This window comes from Pseudomonas sp. PDM26 (assembly GCF_019219185.1).
Taxonomy (GTDB): domain Bacteria; phylum Pseudomonadota; class Gammaproteobacteria; order Pseudomonadales; family Pseudomonadaceae; genus Aquipseudomonas.
In genome coordinates this window covers 107232-127868 of record NZ_JAHUWC010000007.1, presented here as the reverse complement: position 1 = coordinate 127868, position 20637 = coordinate 107232, and the positions used below count along the sequence as shown (strand labels likewise).

Below are 20637 nucleotides of genomic sequence, written 5' to 3'. Positions count from 1 at the left end.
AAAACGCGACCCTTATACGGCCATCAGGTCTTTTTCTTTCTCTGCCAGCTTCGCGTCGATTTCGGCCACGAACTTCTTGGTCAGATCGTCAATCTCGCCAGTGGCGCGACGCTCTTCGTCTTCGCTGATTTCTTTTTCCTTGACCAGATCCTTGAGCTGGCTGTTGGCATCACGACGGATGTTGCGCACCGCTACACGGGCATCCTCAGCAACGTCACGAGCCTGCTTGGTGAAGCCACGTCGGGTTTCTTCAGTCAGCGCCGGCATGCTGATCAGCAGCAACTCGCCAAGGTTGGTCGGGTTCAGGTTCAGACCAGCACTGCCGATCGCCTTGTCGACAGCACCCAACATGTTGCGCTCGAAGGCGACGACTTGCAGGGTACGGGCGTCCTTGACGGTGATGTTGGCCACTTGCTTGATCGGGGTGTCGGCGCCGTAGTACGGAACCATCACGCCTTCCAGGATGCTCGGGTGCGCCTGGCCGGTACGAATGCGGCCGAAATTGTGCGCCAGCGATTCCACGGACTTGCGCATGCGCTCTTGAGCGTCTTTCTTGATTTCGTTGATCATTGTTCGCCTTCCTCGATCAGGGTTCCTTCAGCGCCGCCATGCACGATGTTCAGCAGGGCGCCGGGCTTGTTCATGTTAAATACGCGTAGCGGCATCTTGTGGTCGCGGCACAAGCAAATGGCCGTCAGATCCATCACTCCCAGCTTGCGATCCAGCACTTCATCGTAGGTCAGATGATCGAACTTCTCGGCATGCGGGTCTTTGAACGGGTCAGCGGTGTAAACGCCATCGACCTTGGTCGCCTTGAGCACGACATCGGCATCGATTTCGATTGCACGCAGGCAGGCAGCCGAATCCGTCGTAAAGAACGGGTTACCCGTACCGGCCGCGAAAATCACCACGTCCTTGGAGTTCAAGTGGCGCATGGCCTTGCGGCGATCGTAGTGATCGGTCACGCCTACCATGGAAATGGCCGACATCACGATGGCCGAGATATTGGCACGTTCCAGCGCGTCGCGCATTGCCAGGGCGTTCATCACAGTGGCCAGCATGCCCATGTGGTCGCCAGTAACCCGATCCATGCCCGCCGCGCTGAGCGCCGCGCCGCGGAACAGGTTGCCACCACCGATGACCAGACCGACCTGAACACCGATGCCGACCAGTTGGCCAACTTCCAATGCCATGCGATCCAGAACTTTCGGGTCGATCCCGAACTCTTCCGAGCCCATCAGGGCCTCGCCGCTAAGCTTGAGTAGAATGCGTTTATAGCGAGCCTGATAACCACTGCCCTGCTGAGCCATTGCGAATCTCTCCTGCGGCGTATTTTAAAAATTCTTTGCGAGCTGTTTACAGCTGGCGTTCAATCTAGCTTGGCGCTGCTTCAGCGCCATCGGAACATGGCTTTGTAAGTCAGTTCCAAACGGAAACCAATTAAAAATTGGTGCCCCATCTGAAAAGAGGCTGCGCGCGTGAGCGGGCAGCCTCTTCTGGGCGACAGTTAAAAAACCGTCTTATTGCTTGGCGGCAGCCAGCTGGGCAGCAACTTCTTCTGCGAAGTTGTCCACTGGCTTCTCGATGCCTTCGCCTACTTTGAAGTAAGTGAAGGAAACGATTTCAGCGCCGGCTTTCTTGGCCAGCTCGCCGACCTTGATTTCAGGGTTCTTGACGAAAGCCTGCTCAACCAGGCTGGCTTCGGCCAGGAACTTGCTGATACGGCCTTTGACCATGTTTTCAACGATGTTTTCCGGCTTGCCGGCGATCTTGTCAGCGTTCAGCGTCAGGAACACGCCTTTCTCGCGCTCGATCGCTTCAGCGGAAACTTCCGATGGCAGCAGGAATTCAGGATTGGTAGCCGCTACGTGCATAGCGATGTCCTTGGCCAGCTCAACACTGCCGCCTTTCAGGACAACTGCAACACCGATCTTGTTGCCGTGCAGGTAGCCACCGACAACGTCACCTTCAACGCGTACCAGACGACGGATGTTGACGTTTTCGCCAACCTTGCCGACCAGTACCAGGCGAGCAGTTTCTTGAGCTTCGATCAGCGGAGCAACATCAGTCAACTTGTCGGCGAACGCTTTTTCAACGCTTGCTGCAACAAATTCCTTGAAGTCGTCCTGCAGGGCCAGGAAGTCGGTCTGCGAGTTCACTTCCAGCAGAACGGCGGATTTACCGTCTTCCTTCAGAGCGATTGCGCCCTCAGCGGCAACGTTGCCGGCTTTCTTGGCAGCCTTGATGGCGCCCGAAGCACGCATGTCATCAATGGCTTTCTCGATGTCGCCGCCAGCCTTGGTCAAGGCCTTTTTGCAATCCATCATGCCTTCGCCGGTACGCTCGCGCAGTTCTTTGACCAACGCTGCAGTAATCTCTGCCATTTCAAAATCCTCTTGGATAGGTTTTCAACCATTCCACCCGATCGAACGGGCGATCAATTCTTCCCGAACCACCCTTGTTAGCTGCCGCACGTTACAGATAGAGCAGTGGGCGCCGACAAATGGTTTTCGAGGTGGCAAAAAGGGGGCCAAGCCCCCTTTTTGCTTACTGAGTCAACGCCAGGGCGTCAATTACTCAGCTGCAGCCTGAGTTTCTTCAGCTGCGAACTCAACGGTGCCGCCGGCAACATTGTTGCGACCGCGGATGACAGCGTCAGCCATCGAACCCATGTACAGCTGGATAGCGCGGATTGCGTCATCGTTGCCTGGGATGATGTAGTCAACGCCTTCCGGGCTGCTGTTGGTATCGACTACGCCGATAACCGGGATGCCCAGCTTGTTGGCTTCGGTGATCGCGATGCGCTCGTGATCAACGTCGATAACGAACAGAGCGTCTGGCAGACCGCCCATGTCCTTGATACCACCCAGGGAACGATCCAGCTTTTCCAGGTCACGAGTGCGCATCAGCGCTTCTTTCTTGGTCAGCTTGGCGAAAGTACCGTCTTCTGCTTGAACTTCAAGATCACGCAGACGCTTGATGGAAGCACGGATGGTCTTGAAGTTGGTCAGCATGCCGCCCAACCAGCGGTGATCGACGTACGGCGAACCGCAACGTGCTGCTTCTTCAGCAACGATCTTGCCAGCGGAACGCTTGGTGCCGACGAACAGAATCTTGTTTTTGCCCTGGGCCAGACGCTCTACGAAAGTCAGAGCTTCGTTGAACATTGGCAGGGTTTTTTCAAGGTTGATGATGTGGATCTTGTTACGCGCGCCGAAAATGTACTTGCCCATTTTCGGGTTCCAGTAACGGGTCTGGTGACCGAAGTGCACACCGGCCTTCAGCATATCGCGCATGTTGACTTGGGACATGATAGTTCCTTAATAAGTCGGGTTTGGCCTCCACGTATCCCAATGACCAACCAGCAGCATCAGCTGAAGGCACCCAGGTCATCGTGTCGACACGTGTGTGGATTTAGGCTTTTCGGGACATCCCCGGAAAGCGGCGCATTTTATATCACAAGGCAGGGCAAAACGAAACCCGGATTCTGAAATCCTGGCGGGCGCTTTGTTCCATCCCTTGGAATCCGCCAAGAATGCACCATTCTATAGAGAGAAGCGATGCACACAGGCGCGGATTTGCGCTGATCGTCTGGTAGAATCGCATTTTCAGGGCTGCGAAGATCGATCGCGCAATGCCCTTTCCGTTTAGAAAGCGCCGCCTGGCGCAGAGAGAGCCTGTATGACCGTCACCCTCAAAACCCCCGAGGATATTGCCAAAATGCGTATCGCCGGCAAACTGGCCGCCGATGTGCTGGAAATGATTGCCGAATATGTCAAGCCGGGCGTTACCACCGACCAACTGGACCAGATCTGCCACGACTACATCGTCAACGAGCAGAAAGCCATCCCTGCCCCGCTCAACTACAAGGGCTATCCGAAGTCGATCTGCACGTCGATCAACCACGTAGTCTGCCACGGCATCCCGAACGACAAGCCGCTGAAAGATGGCGATACCCTGAACATCGACGTCACCGTCATCAAGGACGGTTACCACGGCGACACCAGCCGCATGTTCCACGTCGGCACCGTGCCGGTCTGGGCCGAGCGCCTGTCCAAGGTGACCCAGGAATGCATGTACAAGGCGATTGAAATCGTCAAACCCGGCTGCCGCCTGGGCGACATCGGCGAAATCATCCAGAAGCACGCTGAAAAGAACGGATTCTCGGTGGTTCGCGAGTTCTGCGGCCACGGTATCGGCAAGGTGTTCCACGAAGAGCCGCAGATTCTGCACTACGGCCGCGCGGGCACCGGCATGGAACTCAAGGCCGGCATGACCTTCACCATCGAGCCGATGATCAACCAGGGCCGTGCCGACACCAAGGTACTGGGCGACGGCTGGACCGCGATCACCAAGGACCGCAAGCTCTCGGCACAGTGGGAGCACACCCTGCTGGTGACCGAAACCGGTTACGAGATCTTCACCCTGCGCAGCGATGACACCATCCCTCGCGTTTCGGCCTGATCCCGTTACCGTACATCGCCTACAGAAAGGAAAGCCAATCGATGCCACAGGTGGATCCCGAACTCTTCGACCGTGGCCAGTTCCAGGCTGAGCTGGCCCTGAAGGCAAGCCCGATCGCGGCCTTCAAGAAGGCGATCCGCCAGGCCCGCGAGGTGCTTGACGCGCGCTTTCGTAGCGGCCGGGACATTCGCCGGCTGATCGAGGATCGCGCCTGGTTCGTCGACAACATCCTGCAAAAAGCCTGGGATCAGTTCAACTGGAGCGAGGACGCCGACATCGCGCTGGTTGCGGTCGGCGGCTACGGCCGTGGTGAATTGCATCCTTACTCCGATATCGATTTGCTGATCCTGCTGGACAGCGCCGACCATGAAGTTTTCCGCGATTCCATCGAGCGTTTTCTGACGCTGCTGTGGGACATCGGCCTGGAGGTCGGTCAGAGCGTGCGCTCGGTCGACGAGTGTGCCGTCGAAGCCCGTGCCGACCTGACGGTTGTCACCAACCTGATGGAAAGCCGCACCATCGCCGGCCCCGAGCATTTGCGCCAGCGCATGCTGGACGCCACCAGCACCGCGCACATGTGGCCGAGCAAGGACTTCTTCCTGGCCAAGCGTGCCGAACAAAAGGCCCGCCACCACAAGTACAACGACACCGAATACAACCTGGAACCCAACGTCAAAGGCTCGCCCGGCGGCCTGCGGGATATCCAGACGATCCTGTGGGTGGCCCGTCGCGAGTACGGCACCCTGAACTTGCGGGCACTGGCGGGCGAAGGATTCCTGGTCGAGAGTGAAAATGCCCTGCTCGCCTCTTCCCAGGAGTTCCTGTGGAAGGTTCGCTATGCCCTGCACATGCTCGCCGGCCGCTCCGAAGACCGCCTGCTGTTCGATCACCAGCGCACCATTGCCGGACTGCTGGGTTTCAAAGGCGACGACGCCAAGCAAGCCATCGAAAATTTCATGCAGCAGTATTACCGGGTGGTGATGAGCATCGCCCAGCTCAGCGACCTGATCATCCAGCACTTCGAGGAAGTCATCCTCGCACCGGAAGACCAAGCGCCGCCGCAGCCGATCAACTCGCGCTTCCAGCTGCATGACGGCTACATCGAAGCACGCAACGACAACGTCTTCCGCCGCACGCCGTTCGCCATGCTCGAAATCTTCGTGCTGATGGCCCAGCAGCCGGAAATCAAGGGCGTGCGCGCCGACACCATTCGTCTGCTGCGGGAGAACCGTCACCTGATCGACGACGACTTCCGCAACGATATTCGCAACACCAGCCTGTTTATCGAATTGTTCAAATGCAAGATCGGTATCCACCGCAACCTGCGGCGAATGAACCGTTACGGCATCCTTGGGCGTTATCTGCCCGAATTCGGTTTTATCGTCGGGCAGATGCAACATGACCTGTTCCATATCTATACGGTCGACGCGCACACCCTGAACCTGATCAAACACCTGCGTAAGTTGCAGTACACCCAGGTGTCGGAAAAATTCCCGCTGGCCAGCAAGCTCATGGGCAAGCTGCCCAAACCCGAGCTGATCTACATGGCCGGCCTGTACCACGACATCGGTAAAGGCCGGCATGGCGATCACTCGGACATCGGCGCCGTGGATGCCGAGGCCTTTTGCCAGCGCCACCATCTGCCAGTGTGGGACAGCCGCCTGATCGTGTGGCTGGTGCAAAACCACCTGGTGATGTCGACTACAGCCCAGCGCAAGGACTTGTCCGACCCGCAGGTGATCCACGATTTTGCCCAGATCGTCGGCGACGAAACCCGCCTCAACTATCTGTATGTGCTGACCGTCGCCGACATCAACGCCACCAACCCGACCCTGTGGAACTCCTGGCGCGCCAGCCTGCTGCGCCAGCTCTATACCGAGACCAAGCGCGCCCTGCGTCGTGGCCTGGAGAACCCGGTGGACCGCGAAGAACAGATCCGTCAGACCCAAAGCGCCGCCCTGGATATCCTGGTGCGCGGCGGCACCGACCCGGACGATGTCGAGCAACTGTGGGCGCAGTTGGGTGATGACTATTTCCTGCGCCACACCGCCGGCGACGTGGCCTGGCACAGCGACGCGATCCTCCAGCAACCGGCCGACGGCGGGCCATTGGTACTGATCAAGGAAACCACCCAGCGCGAATTTGAAGGTGGTACGCAAATCTTCATCTACGCCCCCGACCAGCACGACTTCTTTGCCGTGACCGTGGCCGCGATGGACCAGCTCAACCTGAACATTCACGACGCCCGGGTCATCACCTCCACCAGCCAGTTCACCCTCGACACCTACATCGTGCTCGACACCGACGGCGACTCGATCGGCGATAACCCGGCGCGGATCAAGCAAATCCGTGACGGTCTGACCGAAGCCCTGCGCAACCCGGACGACTACCCGACCATCATCCAACGCCGGGTTCCACGTCAGCTCAAGCATTTCGCCTTTGCGCCGCAGGTAACGATCCACAACGACGCACAGCGCCAGGTGACGGTACTGGAGCTCACGGCGCCCGACCGCCCGGGCCTGCTGGCGCGGATTGGCACGATTTTCCTGGAGTTCGATCTGTCGCTGCAAAACGCCAAGATCGCCACCCTCGGTGAGCGCGTGGAAGACGTGTTTTTCATCACCGACGCCAACAACCAGCCGCTGTCCGACCCGCTGCTGTGCAGCCGCCTGCAGGATGCGATCGTCGAACAACTGAGCGTCAACCAGGAACCCGATATCAAACTGACGCGCATCAGCATCTGAATCAACCGACCCCTATCCGGGGGGCGAACCTGCCCTTTGTAGGAGCTGGCTTGCCAGCGAAGGAATCAAAAGCGCCACGCTTACCCAGTAAGCACGCGTTATCGTTGACGACCATCGCTGGCAAGCCAGCGCCTACAGGAAACAGGGCTTGCCCGTTCCCACACCGAACGAGATACATTGATGAACAACGCCCTGTCCCAGCTCCAGCCCTACCCGTTCGAGAAACTCCGCGCCCTGCTCGGCAGCGTGACGCCCAACCCGGACAAGCGCCCGATCGCGCTGTCCATCGGCGAGCCGAAACACCGTTCGCCAAGCTTTGTCGCCGAGGCCCTGGCCGACAATCTGGAAAAAATGGCCGTGTACCCGACCACCCTCGGTATCCCGGAGCTGCGCGAAGCCATCGCAGCATGGTGCGAACGTCGCTTCGATGTCCCCAAAGGCTGGATCGACCCGGCGCGCAACGTACTGCCGGTCAACGGCACCCGCGAAGCGCTGTTCGCCTTCACGCAGACCGTGGTCAACCGTGGCGATGACGCGCTGGTGGTCAGCCCGAACCCGTTCTATCAGATCTACGAAGGCGCGGCGTTCCTCGCCGGGGCCAAGCCGCATTACCTGCCGTGCCTGGACGAAAACGGCTTCAACCCGGATTTCGACGCCGTGTCGCCAGACATCTGGAAACGCTGCCAAATCCTGTTCCTGTGCTCGCCAGGCAACCCGACCGGTGCTTTGATTCCGGTGCAAACCCTGAAAAAGCTGATCGCCCTGGCCGACGAGTATGACTTCGTGATTGCCGCCGATGAGTGTTACAGCGAACTGTACTTCGACGAACAAACCCCGCCGCCAGGCCTGCTCAGCGCTTGCGCAGAACTGGGTCGCAAGGACTTCAAGCGTTGCGTGGTGTTCCACAGCCTGTCCAAGCGCTCGAACCTGCCGGGACTGCGTTCGGGCTTTGTCGCCGGTGACGCCGACATTCTCAAGGGCTTCCTGCTCTATCGCACCTACCACGGCTGCGCGATGCCGGTTCAAACACAACTGGCCAGTGTTGCCGCGTGGAATGACGAGGTGCATGTGCGCGCCAACCGTGCGCTGTATCGCGAGAAGTTCGATGCGGTTCTGGAAATCCTCAGCCCGGTCATGGACGTACAGCGGCCGGATGGCAGCTTCTACCTGTGGCCGAATGTAGCCGGTGACGACGCCGCCTTCTGCCGCGACCTGTTCGAGCAGGAACACGTGACCGTGGTGCCGGGTTCTTACCTGTCGCGAGATGTGGATGGCGTCAACCCGGGTGCCGGGCGTGTACGCATGGCACTGGTTGCTCCGCTTGCCGAATGTGTCGAAGCTGCCGAGCGGATTCGCGCGTTCATCCAGCGCCGCAAATAACTGCGCCGCCGCTCAGGGCCAGGTGTTACTTCACCTGGCCGAGTTTGGATGGTTGACGCCTGCCATCGCTTCAAGGAGTTCGACCTACCGCTGAATTGAGCGGTATTTCAAGCGTAAAGATTGCCCCTTTGCCTGGTCCGTCGCTTTGAGCTGTCAGGGTGCCCTCCATCTCCATCGCGGCCAAAGCGCTACTGTGAAGGCCGAATCCGTGACCGTCTTTGCGGGTAGTGAAGCCATGGGCAAACATCCGGGCCAGGTTCTCCGGCGCAATCCCTTCGCCCTCGTCCTTCACGCAAACCCGTAAGCTGCCCTTGTCCATGACATCCACGCTCAGTGTCATCTTGCGGGGGCGGTCGACCAAGTGAGCCATCGCATGCTTGGCATTACTGATCAGATTGATCAGGATAAGCAACACCTTATGCTGATCCAGCATAAGCACAGGCACTTCGGCAAACTCCTTCACCACCGTGATCTGATGGCGCGTGAGCGTCCCTGTTTGCATGCGCAGGGCTTTCTCAAGCAAATCGGTTATCTGCAACGGTTCGACTATGCTGGACACGCCCGCATAAGACTGCTGGGTGGCGACGATATCCTTGATATGGTCAACACTATTGGTCAATTGCCCAAGCTCTTCGACAATACTCTGTTGTTCTGCCGCCAATGCCTCTACCAGCTGGTTCAGGTAGCCCGGCAGCAACTTGCCCTTCTCGTCACAGGTCATAAAATCGCCCAAGTCTGCAGCGTGCTCGTTTATCAGTTGGACCGCCTTGGCGAGCCCTTGGGATTTGGAGGCGTGCATCTTGCGGCTGACCTGTTCGGCCGAGATGTTCACGCTATTGAGGACATTGCCGACGTTATGCAGCACGTTGTTGGCGATTTCGGCCATGCCCGCATTGCGCGAAGCCTCAAGTAACCGTTGATGCATTTGCTCCAGTTGCTCGGTGCGTTCCTTTACCCGTTGTTCCAGATCGTCGTGGGCAATCTGGAGCGCCGCTTCCGCCTTTGCGAGCGCGGCGAAGTTGGCCGCCTGGTCTGCGCGCCACCTATGCAATTTGCTCCAGACCAATAGCCAGGTGACGAATAAAAAGACGATGGAAAGCAGTGCAGCGGTGACAAAAAAAATCGCCTGGTTACGCTTGTCGCGCTGGCTCGCGGCGAGGTCTTCCTGAATGAACTGCACGAGTCGGAGGATCCCCTCTGCATAGATTTTTTTTTGCGCCTCATACGCTTCGCCAAACAAAATGATTTTTGCTTGGCCGGGCTGGCCGGCCCGAACCAGCGCGAAGGACTGGTTCTCCATGTCGACTAATTTCAGATTGGCTGCGTCCGTCTGTTTGGTTGCCTCGGCGCTTTCGGACAGGCTCGTGAGCTGCATCGTTTCTTTGATGATGGAATCCAGTTTGGGCTCGAACTGGCGGTATCTGCGCTCCCACTGCAAGTCCCCTGTAGTGGCCGCCATGCGGGCGGACATGGTTAGCACCTCGTCCAGGTGGACGATGCGTCCGCTCAGTTCCTGAAGATGCAAATCACGCAGTTGCACCGTTGTGACACTGCGAAACGAATCGAACGCGAACCAAAGCATGGTGAGCAGTACCACAACCGTGAACACCAATCCGACGGCCAGCCATCTGAGCGGAAACGGGGCTCCCGTGCGAGTATCCGGGGTTGTCATGTTTTTCGGTGCACGGAGAATTTCTTGCAGGCCCGCGACGGCAGACGGCAATGTCAGGAGGTTGTTTCCTTTTTTGGGTAGCGGCATGCTGGCATCCTTTCCGGCCGGTATGGCACTTGCCAAGGGCACACTCCGGCGCTGCTCGACGCTTAAGGCGTGAAATGAACCGCAAGGGCCGCTTCGCCGCCAAAGAACCAATGTGAAGTCCCACAGCAGTGTAGACCCTGCGCTTGAGCTTGCTTCCAGGCGACAACCTGAGCGTGCTTGCTTCCACAGGTTTTGCGTTTTAACTCAATGCCCATGGCATAATCCGTCACCTTTATATTTACGGCACCTGCAAAGGGGGCGATTCCTTGACCGTTTCAAGCAAAACGTTGCACCTTTTCGGCATCAAAGCCTGCGACACCATGAAAAAGGCGCGCACCTGGCTCGATGAACACGCTGTCAGCTATGACTTTCATGATTACAAAGCGGTCGGTATCGACCGTGAACACCTCACCCAATGGTGCAGCGAGCACGGCTGGGAAGTGGTGTTGAACCGTGCAGGCACGACCTTTCGCAAGCTCGACGACGAACGCAAAGCCGATCTCGACCAGACGAAAGCCATCGAACTGATGCTCGCACAACCCTCGATGATCAAGCGCCCGGTGCTCGATCTCGGTAACCGAACCCTGATTGGCTTCAAGCCAGATATCTACGCGGCCGCGCTCAAGTAAGCAGCCCGTTCCATTTTGTTAGAGGTATCAACATGTCTACTACCCTGTTCAGCCTGGCCTTCGGCGTCGGCACTCAAAACCGTCAAGGCGCATGGCTGGAAGTGTTCTACGCCGCCCCGGCACTCAATCCATCGGCTGAAGTCGTCGCCGCTATCGCACCGATCCTGGGCTACACCGAAGGCAATCAGGCCATCGCATTCAGCACCGCCCAGGCCTCGCAACTGGCCGAAGCCCTCAAAGGCGTCGACGCTGCCCAGGCTGCCCTGCTGACCCGTCTGGCCGAGAGTCACAAGCCGCTGGTCGCAACCCTGCTGGCCGAAGACACCCAGTTGTCGTCCACCCCGGAGGCCTACCTCAAACTGCACCTGCTGAGCCATCGCCTGGTCAAGCCACACGGCCTGAACCTGGCCGGGATCTTCCCGTTGCTGCCAAACGTGGCCTGGACCAGCCAGGGCGCGGTCGACCTGAGCGAGCTGGCCGAACTGCAACTCGAAGCCCGCCTGCGCGGCGAGCTGCTGGAAGTGTTCTCGGTGGACAAATTCCCGAAAATGACCGACTACGTGGTTCCGGCCGGCGTGCGTATCGCTGACGCTGCGCGTCTGCGCCTGGGCGCTTACGTGGGCGAAGGCACCACCGTGATGCACGAAGGCTTCATCAACTTCAACGCCGGCACCGAAGGCCCGGGCATGATCGAAGGCCGCGTTTCCGCTGGCGTATTCGTCGGCAAGGGTTCGGACCTGGGCGGCGGCTGCTCGACCATGGGCACCCTGTCGGGCGGCGGCAACATCGTGATCAAGGTCGGTGAAGGCTGCCTGATCGGCGCCAACGCCGGTATCGGTATCCCGTTGGGCGACCGCAACACCGTCGAGTCGGGCCTGTACCTGACCGCCGGCACTAAAGTCGCGCTGCTGGACGAGAACAGTCAGCTGGTCAAAGTCGTGAAGGCCCGTGAACTGGCCGGCCAGACCGACCTGCTGTTCCGTCGCAATTCGCAAACCGGTGCCGTGGAATGCAAAACCCACAAATCGGCGATCGAACTGAACGAAGCACTGCACGCTCACAACTAAGCGTCACACGAGTTCACCTGTAGGCGCGAGCCTGCTCGCGAAAAACGTAAGGGCAACGCGTTTATCCAGATAATGCGCGTTATCGTTCACGTCCATCGCGAGCAGGCTCGCGCCTACAGGGGTCTGGTGTACACCCGCCCAAGTTCACAGGGCTGAACACATGATGATTCTCTCTCCCTGGCGCGCCGATTTTCCGGCCATCGCCGCCCTGCAACGGCAAGGCCAGACCTATCTGGACAACGCTGCCACCACGCAAAAACCTCAAGCCCTGCTGGATGCCCTGGCGCATTACTACGCCAACGGCGCGGCCAACGTGCATCGGGCGCAGCATTTGCCCGGCGCCCACGCCACCCAGGCGTTCGAGGACAGCCGCCGCAAAGTCGCGCAATGGCTCAATGCCGGCGATCGCGGGCAGATCATCTTTACCCACGGCGCGACGTCCGCGCTGAATCTCCTGGCCTATGGCCTGGAACATCTTTTCAATCCAGGCGACGAGATTGCCATCAGCGCCCTGGAGCATCACGCCAACCTGCTGCCGTGGCAGCAACTGGCGCACCGTCGCGACCTGAAACTGGTGATCCTGCCGCTGGATGCCGACGGCGTGATCGACCTCGAAGCCGCCACCGGTTTGATCGGTCCACGCACGCGTCTGTTGGCCGTCAGTCAACTGTCCAACGTGATTGGTGCGTGGCAACCGCTACCTCAATTGCTGGCACTGGCCAAGGCGCACAACGCCCTGACCGTGATCGATGGCGCCCAGGGCGTAGTCCATGGCCGCCACGACGTGCAAGCGCTGGGCTGCGACTTCTATGTGTTTTCCAGTCACAAGCTCTACGGCCCCGATGGCCTGGGCGTGCTGTACGGGCGCAATACAGCGCTGCAACAGCTGCGTCCCTGGCAGTTCGGCGGCGAAATGGTGCTCGATGCCAATTATCACGACGCACGCTTTCGCCCGGCACCGCTGGGCTTCGAGGCCGGAACGCCACCGATTGCCAGTGTGATCGGCCTGGGAGCGACCCTGGATTACCTCACCGGGCTCGATCAGGACGCCGTGTCCGCCCATGAAGCGGCGCTACATGCCAGTCTGTTCAAGGGCCTGGAGGCACGCAATGGCATTCGCCTGCTGGGCAAGCCGCAAGTGGCGCTGGCCAGTTTCACTGTCGAAGGTGTGCATAACTCCGATCTCGCGCATTTGCTGACCGAACAAGGAATCGCGGTGCGTGCCGGCCATCACTGCGCCATGCCGCTGCTCAAAAGCTTTCAACTGGCCGGGGCGATTCGGGTGTCGTTGGCGCTGTACAACGATTCCGAAGACCTGGAGCGGTTCTTTGAAGCCCTGGATCAGGCGCTGGAGCTATTGCGATGAACTTGCCTGTCGATGCCGTGACGGCACTCGAGACCTTTCAGAAAGCGGCCGGCTGGGAACAGCGCGCACGCCTGCTGATGCAATGGGGCGAGCGTCTGCCAGCCTTGAGTGATGCGCAGATGTGCGATGCCAACCGGGTGCACGGCTGTGAAAGCCAGGTGTGGCTGGTGGGCGAATTGCACGATGACCATTGGCAGTTCAGCGCCAACAGCGATGCGCGGCTGATTCGCGGGTTGGTGGCGTTATTGCTGGCGCGGGTCAATGGATTATCGGCGGCCGAGTTGCAGCAGGTGGATTTGCCGGACTGGTTCAATCAGTTGGGGTTGGGGCGGCAGTTGTCCGAGTCGCGCAGTAATGGCTTGAATGCGGTGCTTCAGCGGATGCGGAGCCTGAGCGGAGTGTAGGAGCTGCCGAACGCGGCCCGAGCCTTCGGCAGCTCCTACAGGGGGCATCGCCATTAAATTTGAGGTTTGATGCGATCCGCCGGCCGCCGCACACCCGCCACGATCTTGTCCACAGCCTTGGTCGCCGCGACCATGCCGAAGGTCGCCGTCACCATCATCACTGCGCCAAACCCGCCAGCACAGTCGAGCTTCACGCCATCACCGACAAAGCTTTTCTGCAGGCAAATGCTGCCATCCGGTTTCGGGTAACGCAGTTGTTCGGTGGAAAACACGCACGGCACGCTGTAATGGCGGGTCACGGTGCGTGAGAAGCCGTAGTCGCGGCGCAGTGTCGAGCGTACTTTCGAGGCCAGCGGATCATTGAACGTGCGATTCAGGTCGCAGACCTGGATCAACGTCGGGTCAATCTGCCCACCCGCGCCGCCGGTGGTGATGATCTGGATCTTGCGGCGCTTGCACCAGGCGATCAGCGCGGCCTTGGCGTTGACGCTGTCGATGCAGTCGATCACGCAGTCGATGTTCGGCGTGATGTACTCGGCCATGGTGTCGCGGGTAACGAAGTCAGGCACCGCGTGCACCGTGCAGTCCGGGTTGATCCCGCGCAGACGCTCGGCCATCACCTCGACCTTGGGCTTACCCACCGTGCTGTCCAGCGCATGCAGCTGGCGGTTGGCATTGCTGACGCAGACGTCGTCGAGGTCGAACAGCGAAATCTCGCCGACACCACAACGGGCCATGGCTTCCGCCGCCCAGGAACCGACGCCACCGACACCGACGATCGCCACATGGGCCGCGCGCAGGCGCTCAAGACCTTCGATGCCATACAAACGGGCGATGCCTGCAAATCGCGGATCTTCTGTACTCATGACCATTACCCCAAAAACCGGCGGGCATTATATGGCGAGTTGAAGACAAAATCAGTTATAGGAAAAAGCGAAAGAACTTTAGCGAAACCAGATTGCCCAATGTCCGGCAATTCCCTGTCCGCTGTACGACCAGAGAATGCCCGGTGTAGGATGCGCGCCCCTTGGCGACCGCCAACCGTTCCTTCGTTCCACAGTCTTTGGAACCCGAAATAACTATGTCATCGCGTAAATTTGGACTCAACCTGGTCGTGGTGCTCGCCATCGCTGCCTTGTTTACCGGCTTCTGGGCGCTGATCAACCGCCCGGTCACCGCCCCCAACTGGCCTGAACAGATCTCCGGTTTCTCGTACTCGCCTTTCCAGCAGGGCCAGTTCCCGCAGAAAGACCAGTACCCGACCGACGATCAAATGCGTCGCGACCTGGAGATCATGAGCAAGCTGACGGACAACATCCGCATCTACTCGGTCGATGGCACCCTGCAAAACATCCCGAAACTGGCGGAAGAGTTCGGCTTGCGGGTAACCCTGGGGATCTGGATCAGCCCGGACCAGGAACGCAACGAACGGGAAATCACCCGTGCCATTGAAATCGCCAACTCCTCGCGCAGCGTGGTTCGCGTGGTGGTCGGTAACGAAGCGATTTTCCGCAAGGAAATCACTGCCAAGGAACTCAGCGTCATGCTCGATCGCGTGCGTGCCGCCGTGAAGGTGCCGGTAACCACGTCCGAGCAGTGGCACGTGTGGGAAGAACACCCGGAACTGGCCAAACACGTCGACCTGATCGCCGCGCACATCCTGCCTTACTGGGAGTTCATCCCGATGGACAAGGCCGGGCAGTTCGTCCTCGACCGCGCCCGCGACCTGAAGAAGATGTTCCCGAAAAAGCCGCTGCTGCTGTCCGAAGTGGGCTGGCCGAGCAACGGCCGCATGCGCGGTGGCGCCGATGCCTCCCCGGCGGACCAGGCGATCTACCTGCGAACCCTGGTCAACAAACTCAACCGCCAGGGCTTCAACTACTTCGTGATCGAAGCGTTTGACCAGCCGTGGAAAGCCAGCGACGAAGGTTCTGTCGGCGCCTATTGGGGCGTGTTCAACGCCGCGCGCCAGCAGAAGTTCAACTTCGAAGGCCCGGTGGTGGCGATTCCACAATGGCGCGTGTTGGCCATTGGTTCGGTGGTATTGGCGCTGTTGTCGCTGACCCTGCTGATGATCGACGGCTCGGCCCTGCGCCAGCGTGGCCGCACCTTCCTGACCTTCGTTGCCTTCCTCTGTGGTTCGGTGCTGGTGTGGATCGGTTACGACTACAGCCAGCAATACAGCACCTGGTTCAGCCTGACAGTGGGCTTTTTGCTCGCCCTCGGTGCGCTAGGGGTGTTTATCGTACTGCTGACCGAAGCCCATGAACTGGCCGAAGCGGTGTGGGTGCACAAGCGCCGCCGGGAGTTCCTGCCGGTGGAAGGCGACTCCAGCTACCGCCCGAAAGTGTCGATTCACGTGCCCTGCTACAACGAGCCGCCGGAGATGGTCAAACAGACCCTCACCGCCCTGGCCAACCTCGACTATCCGGACTTCGAAGTCCTGATCATCGACAACAACACCAAGGACCCGGCGGTCTGGGAACCGGTGCGCGATTACTGCGCAACCCTCGGCCCGCGTTTCAAGTTCTTCCACGTGGCACCGCTGGCCGGCTTCAAGGGCGGCGCGTTGAACTACCTGATTCCGCACACTGCCAAGGATGCCGAAGTCATTGCCGTGATCGACTCGGACTACTGCGTCGACCGCAACTGGCTCAAGCACATGGTGCCGCACTTCGCCGACCCGAAAATCGCCGTGGTGCAGTCGCCGCAGGATTACCGCGACCAGAACGAAAGCACCTTCAAGAAGCTCTGCTACGCGGAATACAAAGGCTTCTTCCACATCGGCATGGTCACCCGCAACGACCGTGACGCGATCATCCAGCACGGCACCATGACCATGACCCGTCGCTCGGTGCTCGAAGAGCTGGGCTGGGCCGACTGGTGCATCTGTGAAGACGCCGAGCTTGGTCTGCGGGTATTCGAAAAAGGCCTGTCGGCGGCGTATTACCACACCAGCTACGGCAAAGGCCTGATGCCCGATACCTTCATCGACTTCAAGAAGCAGCGTTTCCGCTGGGCCTACGGAGCGATTCAGATCATCAAGCGTCACACCGCCAGCCTGCTGCGCGGCAAAGACACCGAACTGACCCGTGGCCAGCGCTACCACTTCCTCGCGGGCTGGTTGCCGTGGGTGGCGGACGGCATGAACATCTTCTTCACCGTCGGTGCGCTGTTGTGGTCGGCGGCGATGATCATCGTGCCGCACCGGGTCGATCCGCCGCTGCTGATTTTCGCGATCCCGCCATTGGCGCTGTTCGTGTTCAAGGTCGCCAAGATCATCTTCCTCTACCGCCGAGCGGTCGGGGTCAACTTGAAGGATGCCTTCTGCGCGGCGCTGGCCGGTCTGGCGTTGTCCCACACTATTGCCAAAGCCGTGCTGTACGGTTTCTTCACCAGCAGCATTCCGTTCTTCCGTACGCCGAAGAATGCCGACAACCACGGCTTCTGGGTGGCGATTTCGGAAGCCCGGGAAGAGATGTTCATCATGCTGCTGTTGTGGGCCGCGGCCTTGGGAATCTTCCTGGTGCAAGGCCTGCCGAGCAATGACATGCGCTTCTGGGTCACCATGCTGCTGGTGCAGTCGCTGCCGTACGTCGCGGCGCTGATCATGGCGTTCCTGTCGTCGCTGCCCAAACCGACCGCCGAGCCTGAAACGGCACCTGTCGTCTAAATCTGTGCGGATGCACTAAACGGCGGCCAACGGTCGCCGTTTTGCTTTAAGATAACCGCCATTTTGCAGGGCTTGGCTTAAGGGCCAGACCCAATACCTGTAGGAGCGAGCGAGAAACGCAAGGGCAACGCGGTTGTTCAGATCGCACGCGTTATCGTTAACGTCCATCGCGAGCAAGCTCGCTCCTACACATTTACAGCTTCCGGAGTTTTCCATGACGGCCCACGCCGACCTTTCGCCGACCCTCCAACTCGCCATCGACCTGATCCGCCGTCCGTCCGTGACGCCGATCGACGCCGATTGCCAGAAGCAGATGATGCAGCGCCTGGGCGATGCCGGTTTCACCCTGGAACCGATGCGCATCGAAGATGTGGATAACTTCTGGGCCACCCACGGCCAGGACGACGGTCCGGTACTGTGCTTCGCCGGCCACACCGACGTGGTCCCGACCGGTCCGGTGTCTGCCTGGCAGATCGAGCCGTTCAACGCGCTGATCGACGAACACGGCATGCTCTGCGGCCGTGGCGCCGCCGACATGAAAGGCAGCCTCGCCGCCATGACCGTCGCGTCCGAGCGTTTTGTCGCCGACTACCCGAATCACAAGGGCAAAGTCGCGTTTCTGATCACCAGCGACGAAGAAGGCCCGGCGCACCACGGCACCAAGGCCGTGATCGAACGCCTCGCTGCGCGCAAGGAACGTCTGGACTGGTGCATCGTCGGCGAACCGTCGAGCACCACCCTGGTGGGTGACGTGGTCAAGAACGGCCGTCGCGGCTCCCTCGGCGCCAAGCTGACCGTGCGCGGTGTGCAGGGCCACGTGGCCTATCCGCACCTGGCGAAGAACCCGATCCACCTCGCCGCCCCGGCCTTGGCGGAACTTGCCGCCGAGCATTGGGACCACGGCAACGACTTCTTCCCGCCGACCAGTTTCCAGATCTCCAACGTCAACTCCGGCACCGGTGCGACCAACGTGATCCCGGGTGACCTGGTGGCGGTGTTCAACTTCCGCTTCTCCACTGAGTCCACCGTCGAAGGCCTGCAAAAACGCGTGGCCGACATCCTCGACAAGCATGGCCTGGACTGGCACGTCGATTGGGCCCTGTCCGGCCTGCCGTTCCTCACCGAGCCGGGCGCGTTGCTGGACGCGGTATCGTCGAGCATCAAGGACATCACCGGTCGCGAAACAAAAGCCTCCACCAGCGGTGGCACCTCAGACGGGCGCTTCATCGCAACCATGGGCACCCAAGTGGTTGAGCTGGGCCCGGTCAACGCGACCATCCACCAGGTCAACGAGCGTGTGCTGGCAGCGGATCTCGACGTGCTGACCGAAATCTACTACCAGACCCTGATCAAGTTGCTCGCCTGATGCTCGCGTGTCCGATCTGCAGTGAACCGCTGAACGCGGTGGACAACGGCGTGGCCTGCCCCGCCGGGCATCGTTTCGACCGTGCGCGCCAGGGTTATTTGAATCTGTTGCCGGTGCAGCACAAAAACAGCCGCGACCCTGGGGATAACCAGGCCATGGTCGAAGCCCGCCGCGATTTTTTGAATGCCGGGCACTACGCCCCGGTGGCCAAGCGTCTGGCGCAGCTGGCGGCCGGTTACGCGCCGGCCCGCTGGGTCGATATCGGTTGCGGCGAGGGTTACTACACCGCGCAGATCGCCGAGGCCTTGCCGGACGCTGATGGCTACGCGCTGGACATCTCCCGCGAAGCCGTCAAACGCGCCTGCAAACGCAACCCCAAGCTCACCTGGTTGATCGCCAGCATGGCGCGGGTGCCATTGGCTTCCGGCAGTTGCCAGTTCCTGGCGAGCGTCTTCAGCCCGCTGGATTGGGAAGAAGCCAAACGCCTGCTCAGCGTCGGCGGCGGTCTGATGAAAGTCGGGCCGACCAGCGGCCACCTGATGGAACTGCGTGAACGGCTGTACGACGAAGTCCGTGAATACATTGACGACAAACACCTGGACCTGGTGCCGGAAGGCATGGCGCTGGCGCACAGCGAGACGCTGACGTTCAAGCTGACGCTGGACAAGCCGCAGGACCGCGCCAACCTGCTGGCCATGACGCCCCACGGCTGGCGCGCCAGTTCCGAACGTCGTGCGGCGGTAATCGAGCAGGCCGAGCCGTTCGAGACCACGGTGTCAATGCGCTACGATTATTTCGTTCTTCAATAACCTTTTGGTCTCGGGCGAGTGCCCAAGGCCGGCTAAATCCGCGAATGGATTTTTCAGACCCGCAGTGAGGACATCCATGCGCCAACCCGATATCGAGATTTACCTGAAAGACGCCGACGTCGACCACAAGGCCATTTCCGCCTGGCTCGGTGCGGCATTGGGCCCGTGCACGGATTGGGTCCAGAAGGGCCAGACCTACAAGTGCAAGGCCGGCAACGTGCCAGTGACCTGGTTGCCAAAAGCCGTCGGCAAATGGAACAGCCTGTACCTGGAAAGCAACCAGACCCCATGGGACGACGACATCGCCTGCGCCCGTGCCGCGTTTGCCGCACTGAACGTCGAAGTGCGTTGCGCACCGGGTAGCTGGGTCGAGGAGGAAGGTGAGGAGACGGCGGATCGCTGGATTCGCATCAGCGCCGACGGTGAAGAAGAAATCACCTGGAAAACTGCATAAAGCCTGAACACCGCCCCTGTAGGAGCGAGCTTGCTCGCGATGGTCGTCAACGATAACGCGTCAATTCAGCAAAAACGCGGTGTCCTTGAGTTCTTCGCGAGCAAGCTCGCTCCTACAGTGGTTTTTGCGTGGGGTTTACAGACCTACAACATCCTCAGCCTGCAACCCCTTCTGCCCTTCCACCACCGCATATTCAACCTGCTGGCCCTCGGTCAGGGAACGGTGGCCTTCGCCGCGAATCGCGCGGTAGTGCACGAACACGTCCACCCCGTCCTCGCGCTGAATGAAGCCGTAGCCCTTGGCGTCGTTGAACCACTTCACGTTGCCGGTTTCGCGTGTTGCCATTTGTTCATACTCCCTTTTTATTATTGATCGGGCTTTTCGCAGGAAAGCCTCGGGAACGTCAGCCTGCGCATACCGGTCCCATGAGGGCAACGGCGACAGAGCGCCGAGTATATGACAGACGTTAAAACTCTCAACAGGAGTTTACTTTCGCGCTTTTTTGCCGATTTTCGATGAATC

18 protein-coding genes are annotated in these 20637 nt (G+C 59.8%); 11 read left to right on the top strand and 7 right to left on the bottom strand.

From position 1 onward, the window contains the following. Positions 1 to 12: 12 nt before the first annotated feature. The 4 genes from frr to rpsB all read right to left on the bottom strand — a co-directional run bounded on the left by frr (position 13) and on the right by rpsB (position 3311). Positions 13 to 570 carry a ribosome recycling factor gene (frr, locus tag KW849_RS15405; protein ID WP_218430206.1) on the bottom strand — a complete coding sequence of 186 codons (558 nt, stop codon included), beginning with the start codon at positions 568 to 570 and terminating at the stop codon, positions 13 to 15. Next, complete coding sequence (pyrH, locus tag KW849_RS15400) at positions 567 to 1310, bottom strand: UMP kinase (RefSeq protein ID WP_108216656.1); 744 nt, start codon at positions 1308 to 1310, stop codon at positions 567 to 569. Before pyrH ends, frr begins: the two co-directional genes overlap by 4 nt. A 210-nt stretch (positions 1311 to 1520) precedes the next feature. Then, entirely contained in the window at positions 1521 to 2384 is an 864-nt protein-coding gene (tsf, locus tag KW849_RS15395; RefSeq protein WP_218430204.1) for a translation elongation factor Ts, read from the bottom strand. A gap of 189 nt (positions 2385 to 2573) precedes the next feature. After that, positions 2574 to 3311 (bottom strand): 30S ribosomal protein S2, encoded by a 738-nt coding sequence (gene rpsB / locus KW849_RS15390; protein ID WP_008052780.1) that lies wholly within the window; start codon positions 3309 to 3311, stop codon positions 2574 to 2576. A 370-nt stretch (positions 3312 to 3681) separates the two neighbouring features. Between rpsB and map the strand changes: the two genes are divergently transcribed. The 3 genes from map to dapC all read left to right on the top strand — a co-directional run bounded on the left by map (position 3682) and on the right by dapC (position 8588). Continuing rightward, on the top strand, positions 3682 to 4464 hold the full coding sequence (gene map, locus KW849_RS15385; protein WP_108216654.1) for a type I methionyl aminopeptidase: 783 nt from the start codon (positions 3682 to 3684) through the stop codon (positions 4462 to 4464). Between the two features lie 41 nt (positions 4465 to 4505). Next, positions 4506 to 7208 carry a [protein-PII] uridylyltransferase gene (locus KW849_RS15380; protein WP_218430202.1) on the top strand — a complete coding sequence of 901 codons (2703 nt, stop codon included), beginning with the start codon at positions 4506 to 4508 and terminating at the stop codon, positions 7206 to 7208. 180 nt (positions 7209 to 7388) lie between these two features. Then, positions 7389 to 8588, top strand: coding sequence for a succinyldiaminopimelate transaminase (gene dapC / locus KW849_RS15375; protein ID WP_218430200.1), 1200 nt, complete (start codon positions 7389 to 7391; stop codon positions 8586 to 8588). 70 nt (positions 8589 to 8658) lie between these two features. Here dapC and KW849_RS15370 read toward each other — a convergent pair whose 3' ends face one another. Further along, positions 8659 to 10347 (bottom strand): sensor histidine kinase, encoded by a 1689-nt coding sequence (locus KW849_RS15370; RefSeq protein ID WP_218430198.1) that lies wholly within the window; start codon positions 10345 to 10347, stop codon positions 8659 to 8661. A 320-nt stretch (positions 10348 to 10667) separates the two neighbouring features. On the opposite strand from KW849_RS15370, the gene KW849_RS15365 reads away from it, so the two are divergent. The 4 genes from KW849_RS15365 to KW849_RS15350 all read left to right on the top strand — a co-directional run bounded on the left by KW849_RS15365 (position 10668) and on the right by KW849_RS15350 (position 13813). Further along, positions 10668 to 10976, top strand: a complete 309-nt coding sequence (locus KW849_RS15365; protein ID WP_371319146.1) for an arsenate reductase — start codon at positions 10668 to 10670, stop codon at positions 10974 to 10976. Positions 10977 to 11008: 32 nt separating this feature from the next. Then, entirely contained in the window at positions 11009 to 12043 is a 1035-nt protein-coding gene (gene dapD, locus KW849_RS15360; protein ID WP_218430195.1) for a 2,3,4,5-tetrahydropyridine-2,6-dicarboxylate N-succinyltransferase, read from the top strand. A 160-nt stretch (positions 12044 to 12203) separates the two neighbouring features. After that, positions 12204 to 13409: an aminotransferase class V-fold PLP-dependent enzyme gene (locus tag KW849_RS15355; RefSeq protein ID WP_218430193.1), complete on the top strand. Its 1206-nt coding sequence runs from the start codon at positions 12204 to 12206 to the stop codon at positions 13407 to 13409. Next, positions 13406 to 13813 carry a SufE family protein gene (locus KW849_RS15350; RefSeq protein ID WP_218430191.1) on the top strand — a complete coding sequence of 136 codons (408 nt, stop codon included), beginning with the start codon at positions 13406 to 13408 and terminating at the stop codon, positions 13811 to 13813. Before KW849_RS15355 ends, KW849_RS15350 begins: the two co-directional genes overlap by 4 nt. A gap of 53 nt (positions 13814 to 13866) precedes the next feature. Here the strand turns inward: KW849_RS15350 and tcdA are convergent, their stop codons facing one another. Then, on the bottom strand, positions 13867 to 14685 hold the full coding sequence (gene tcdA, locus KW849_RS15345) for a tRNA cyclic N6-threonylcarbamoyladenosine(37) synthase TcdA (RefSeq protein WP_218430190.1): 819 nt from the start codon (positions 14683 to 14685) through the stop codon (positions 13867 to 13869). 209 nt (positions 14686 to 14894) lie between these two features. Here tcdA and KW849_RS15340 point away from each other — a divergent pair, with 209 nt between their 5' ends. From KW849_RS15340 to KW849_RS15325, 4 genes are all read left to right on the top strand, one after another. After that, a complete protein-coding gene (locus tag KW849_RS15340) occupies positions 14895 to 17486 on the top strand; it encodes a glycosyltransferase (protein ID WP_218430188.1) in 2592 nt (863 codons plus the stop codon). A gap of 214 nt (positions 17487 to 17700) precedes the next feature. Next, positions 17701 to 18852, top strand: coding sequence for a succinyl-diaminopimelate desuccinylase (gene dapE / locus KW849_RS15335; RefSeq protein ID WP_218430186.1), 1152 nt, complete (start codon positions 17701 to 17703; stop codon positions 18850 to 18852). Further along, positions 18852 to 19661, top strand: a complete 810-nt coding sequence (locus tag KW849_RS15330; protein ID WP_218430184.1) for a putative RNA methyltransferase — start codon at positions 18852 to 18854, stop codon at positions 19659 to 19661. Before dapE ends, KW849_RS15330 begins: the two co-directional genes overlap by 1 nt. 76 nt (positions 19662 to 19737) lie before the next feature. Continuing rightward, positions 19738 to 20115: a hypothetical protein gene (locus tag KW849_RS15325; protein WP_218430181.1), complete on the top strand. Its 378-nt coding sequence runs from the start codon at positions 19738 to 19740 to the stop codon at positions 20113 to 20115. A gap of 135 nt (positions 20116 to 20250) precedes the next feature. Here KW849_RS15325 and KW849_RS15320 read toward each other — a convergent pair whose 3' ends face one another. Continuing rightward, a complete protein-coding gene (locus KW849_RS15320) occupies positions 20251 to 20460 on the bottom strand; it encodes a cold shock domain-containing protein (RefSeq protein ID WP_007954750.1) in 210 nt (69 codons plus the stop codon). Positions 20461 to 20637: the final 177 nt, after the last annotated feature.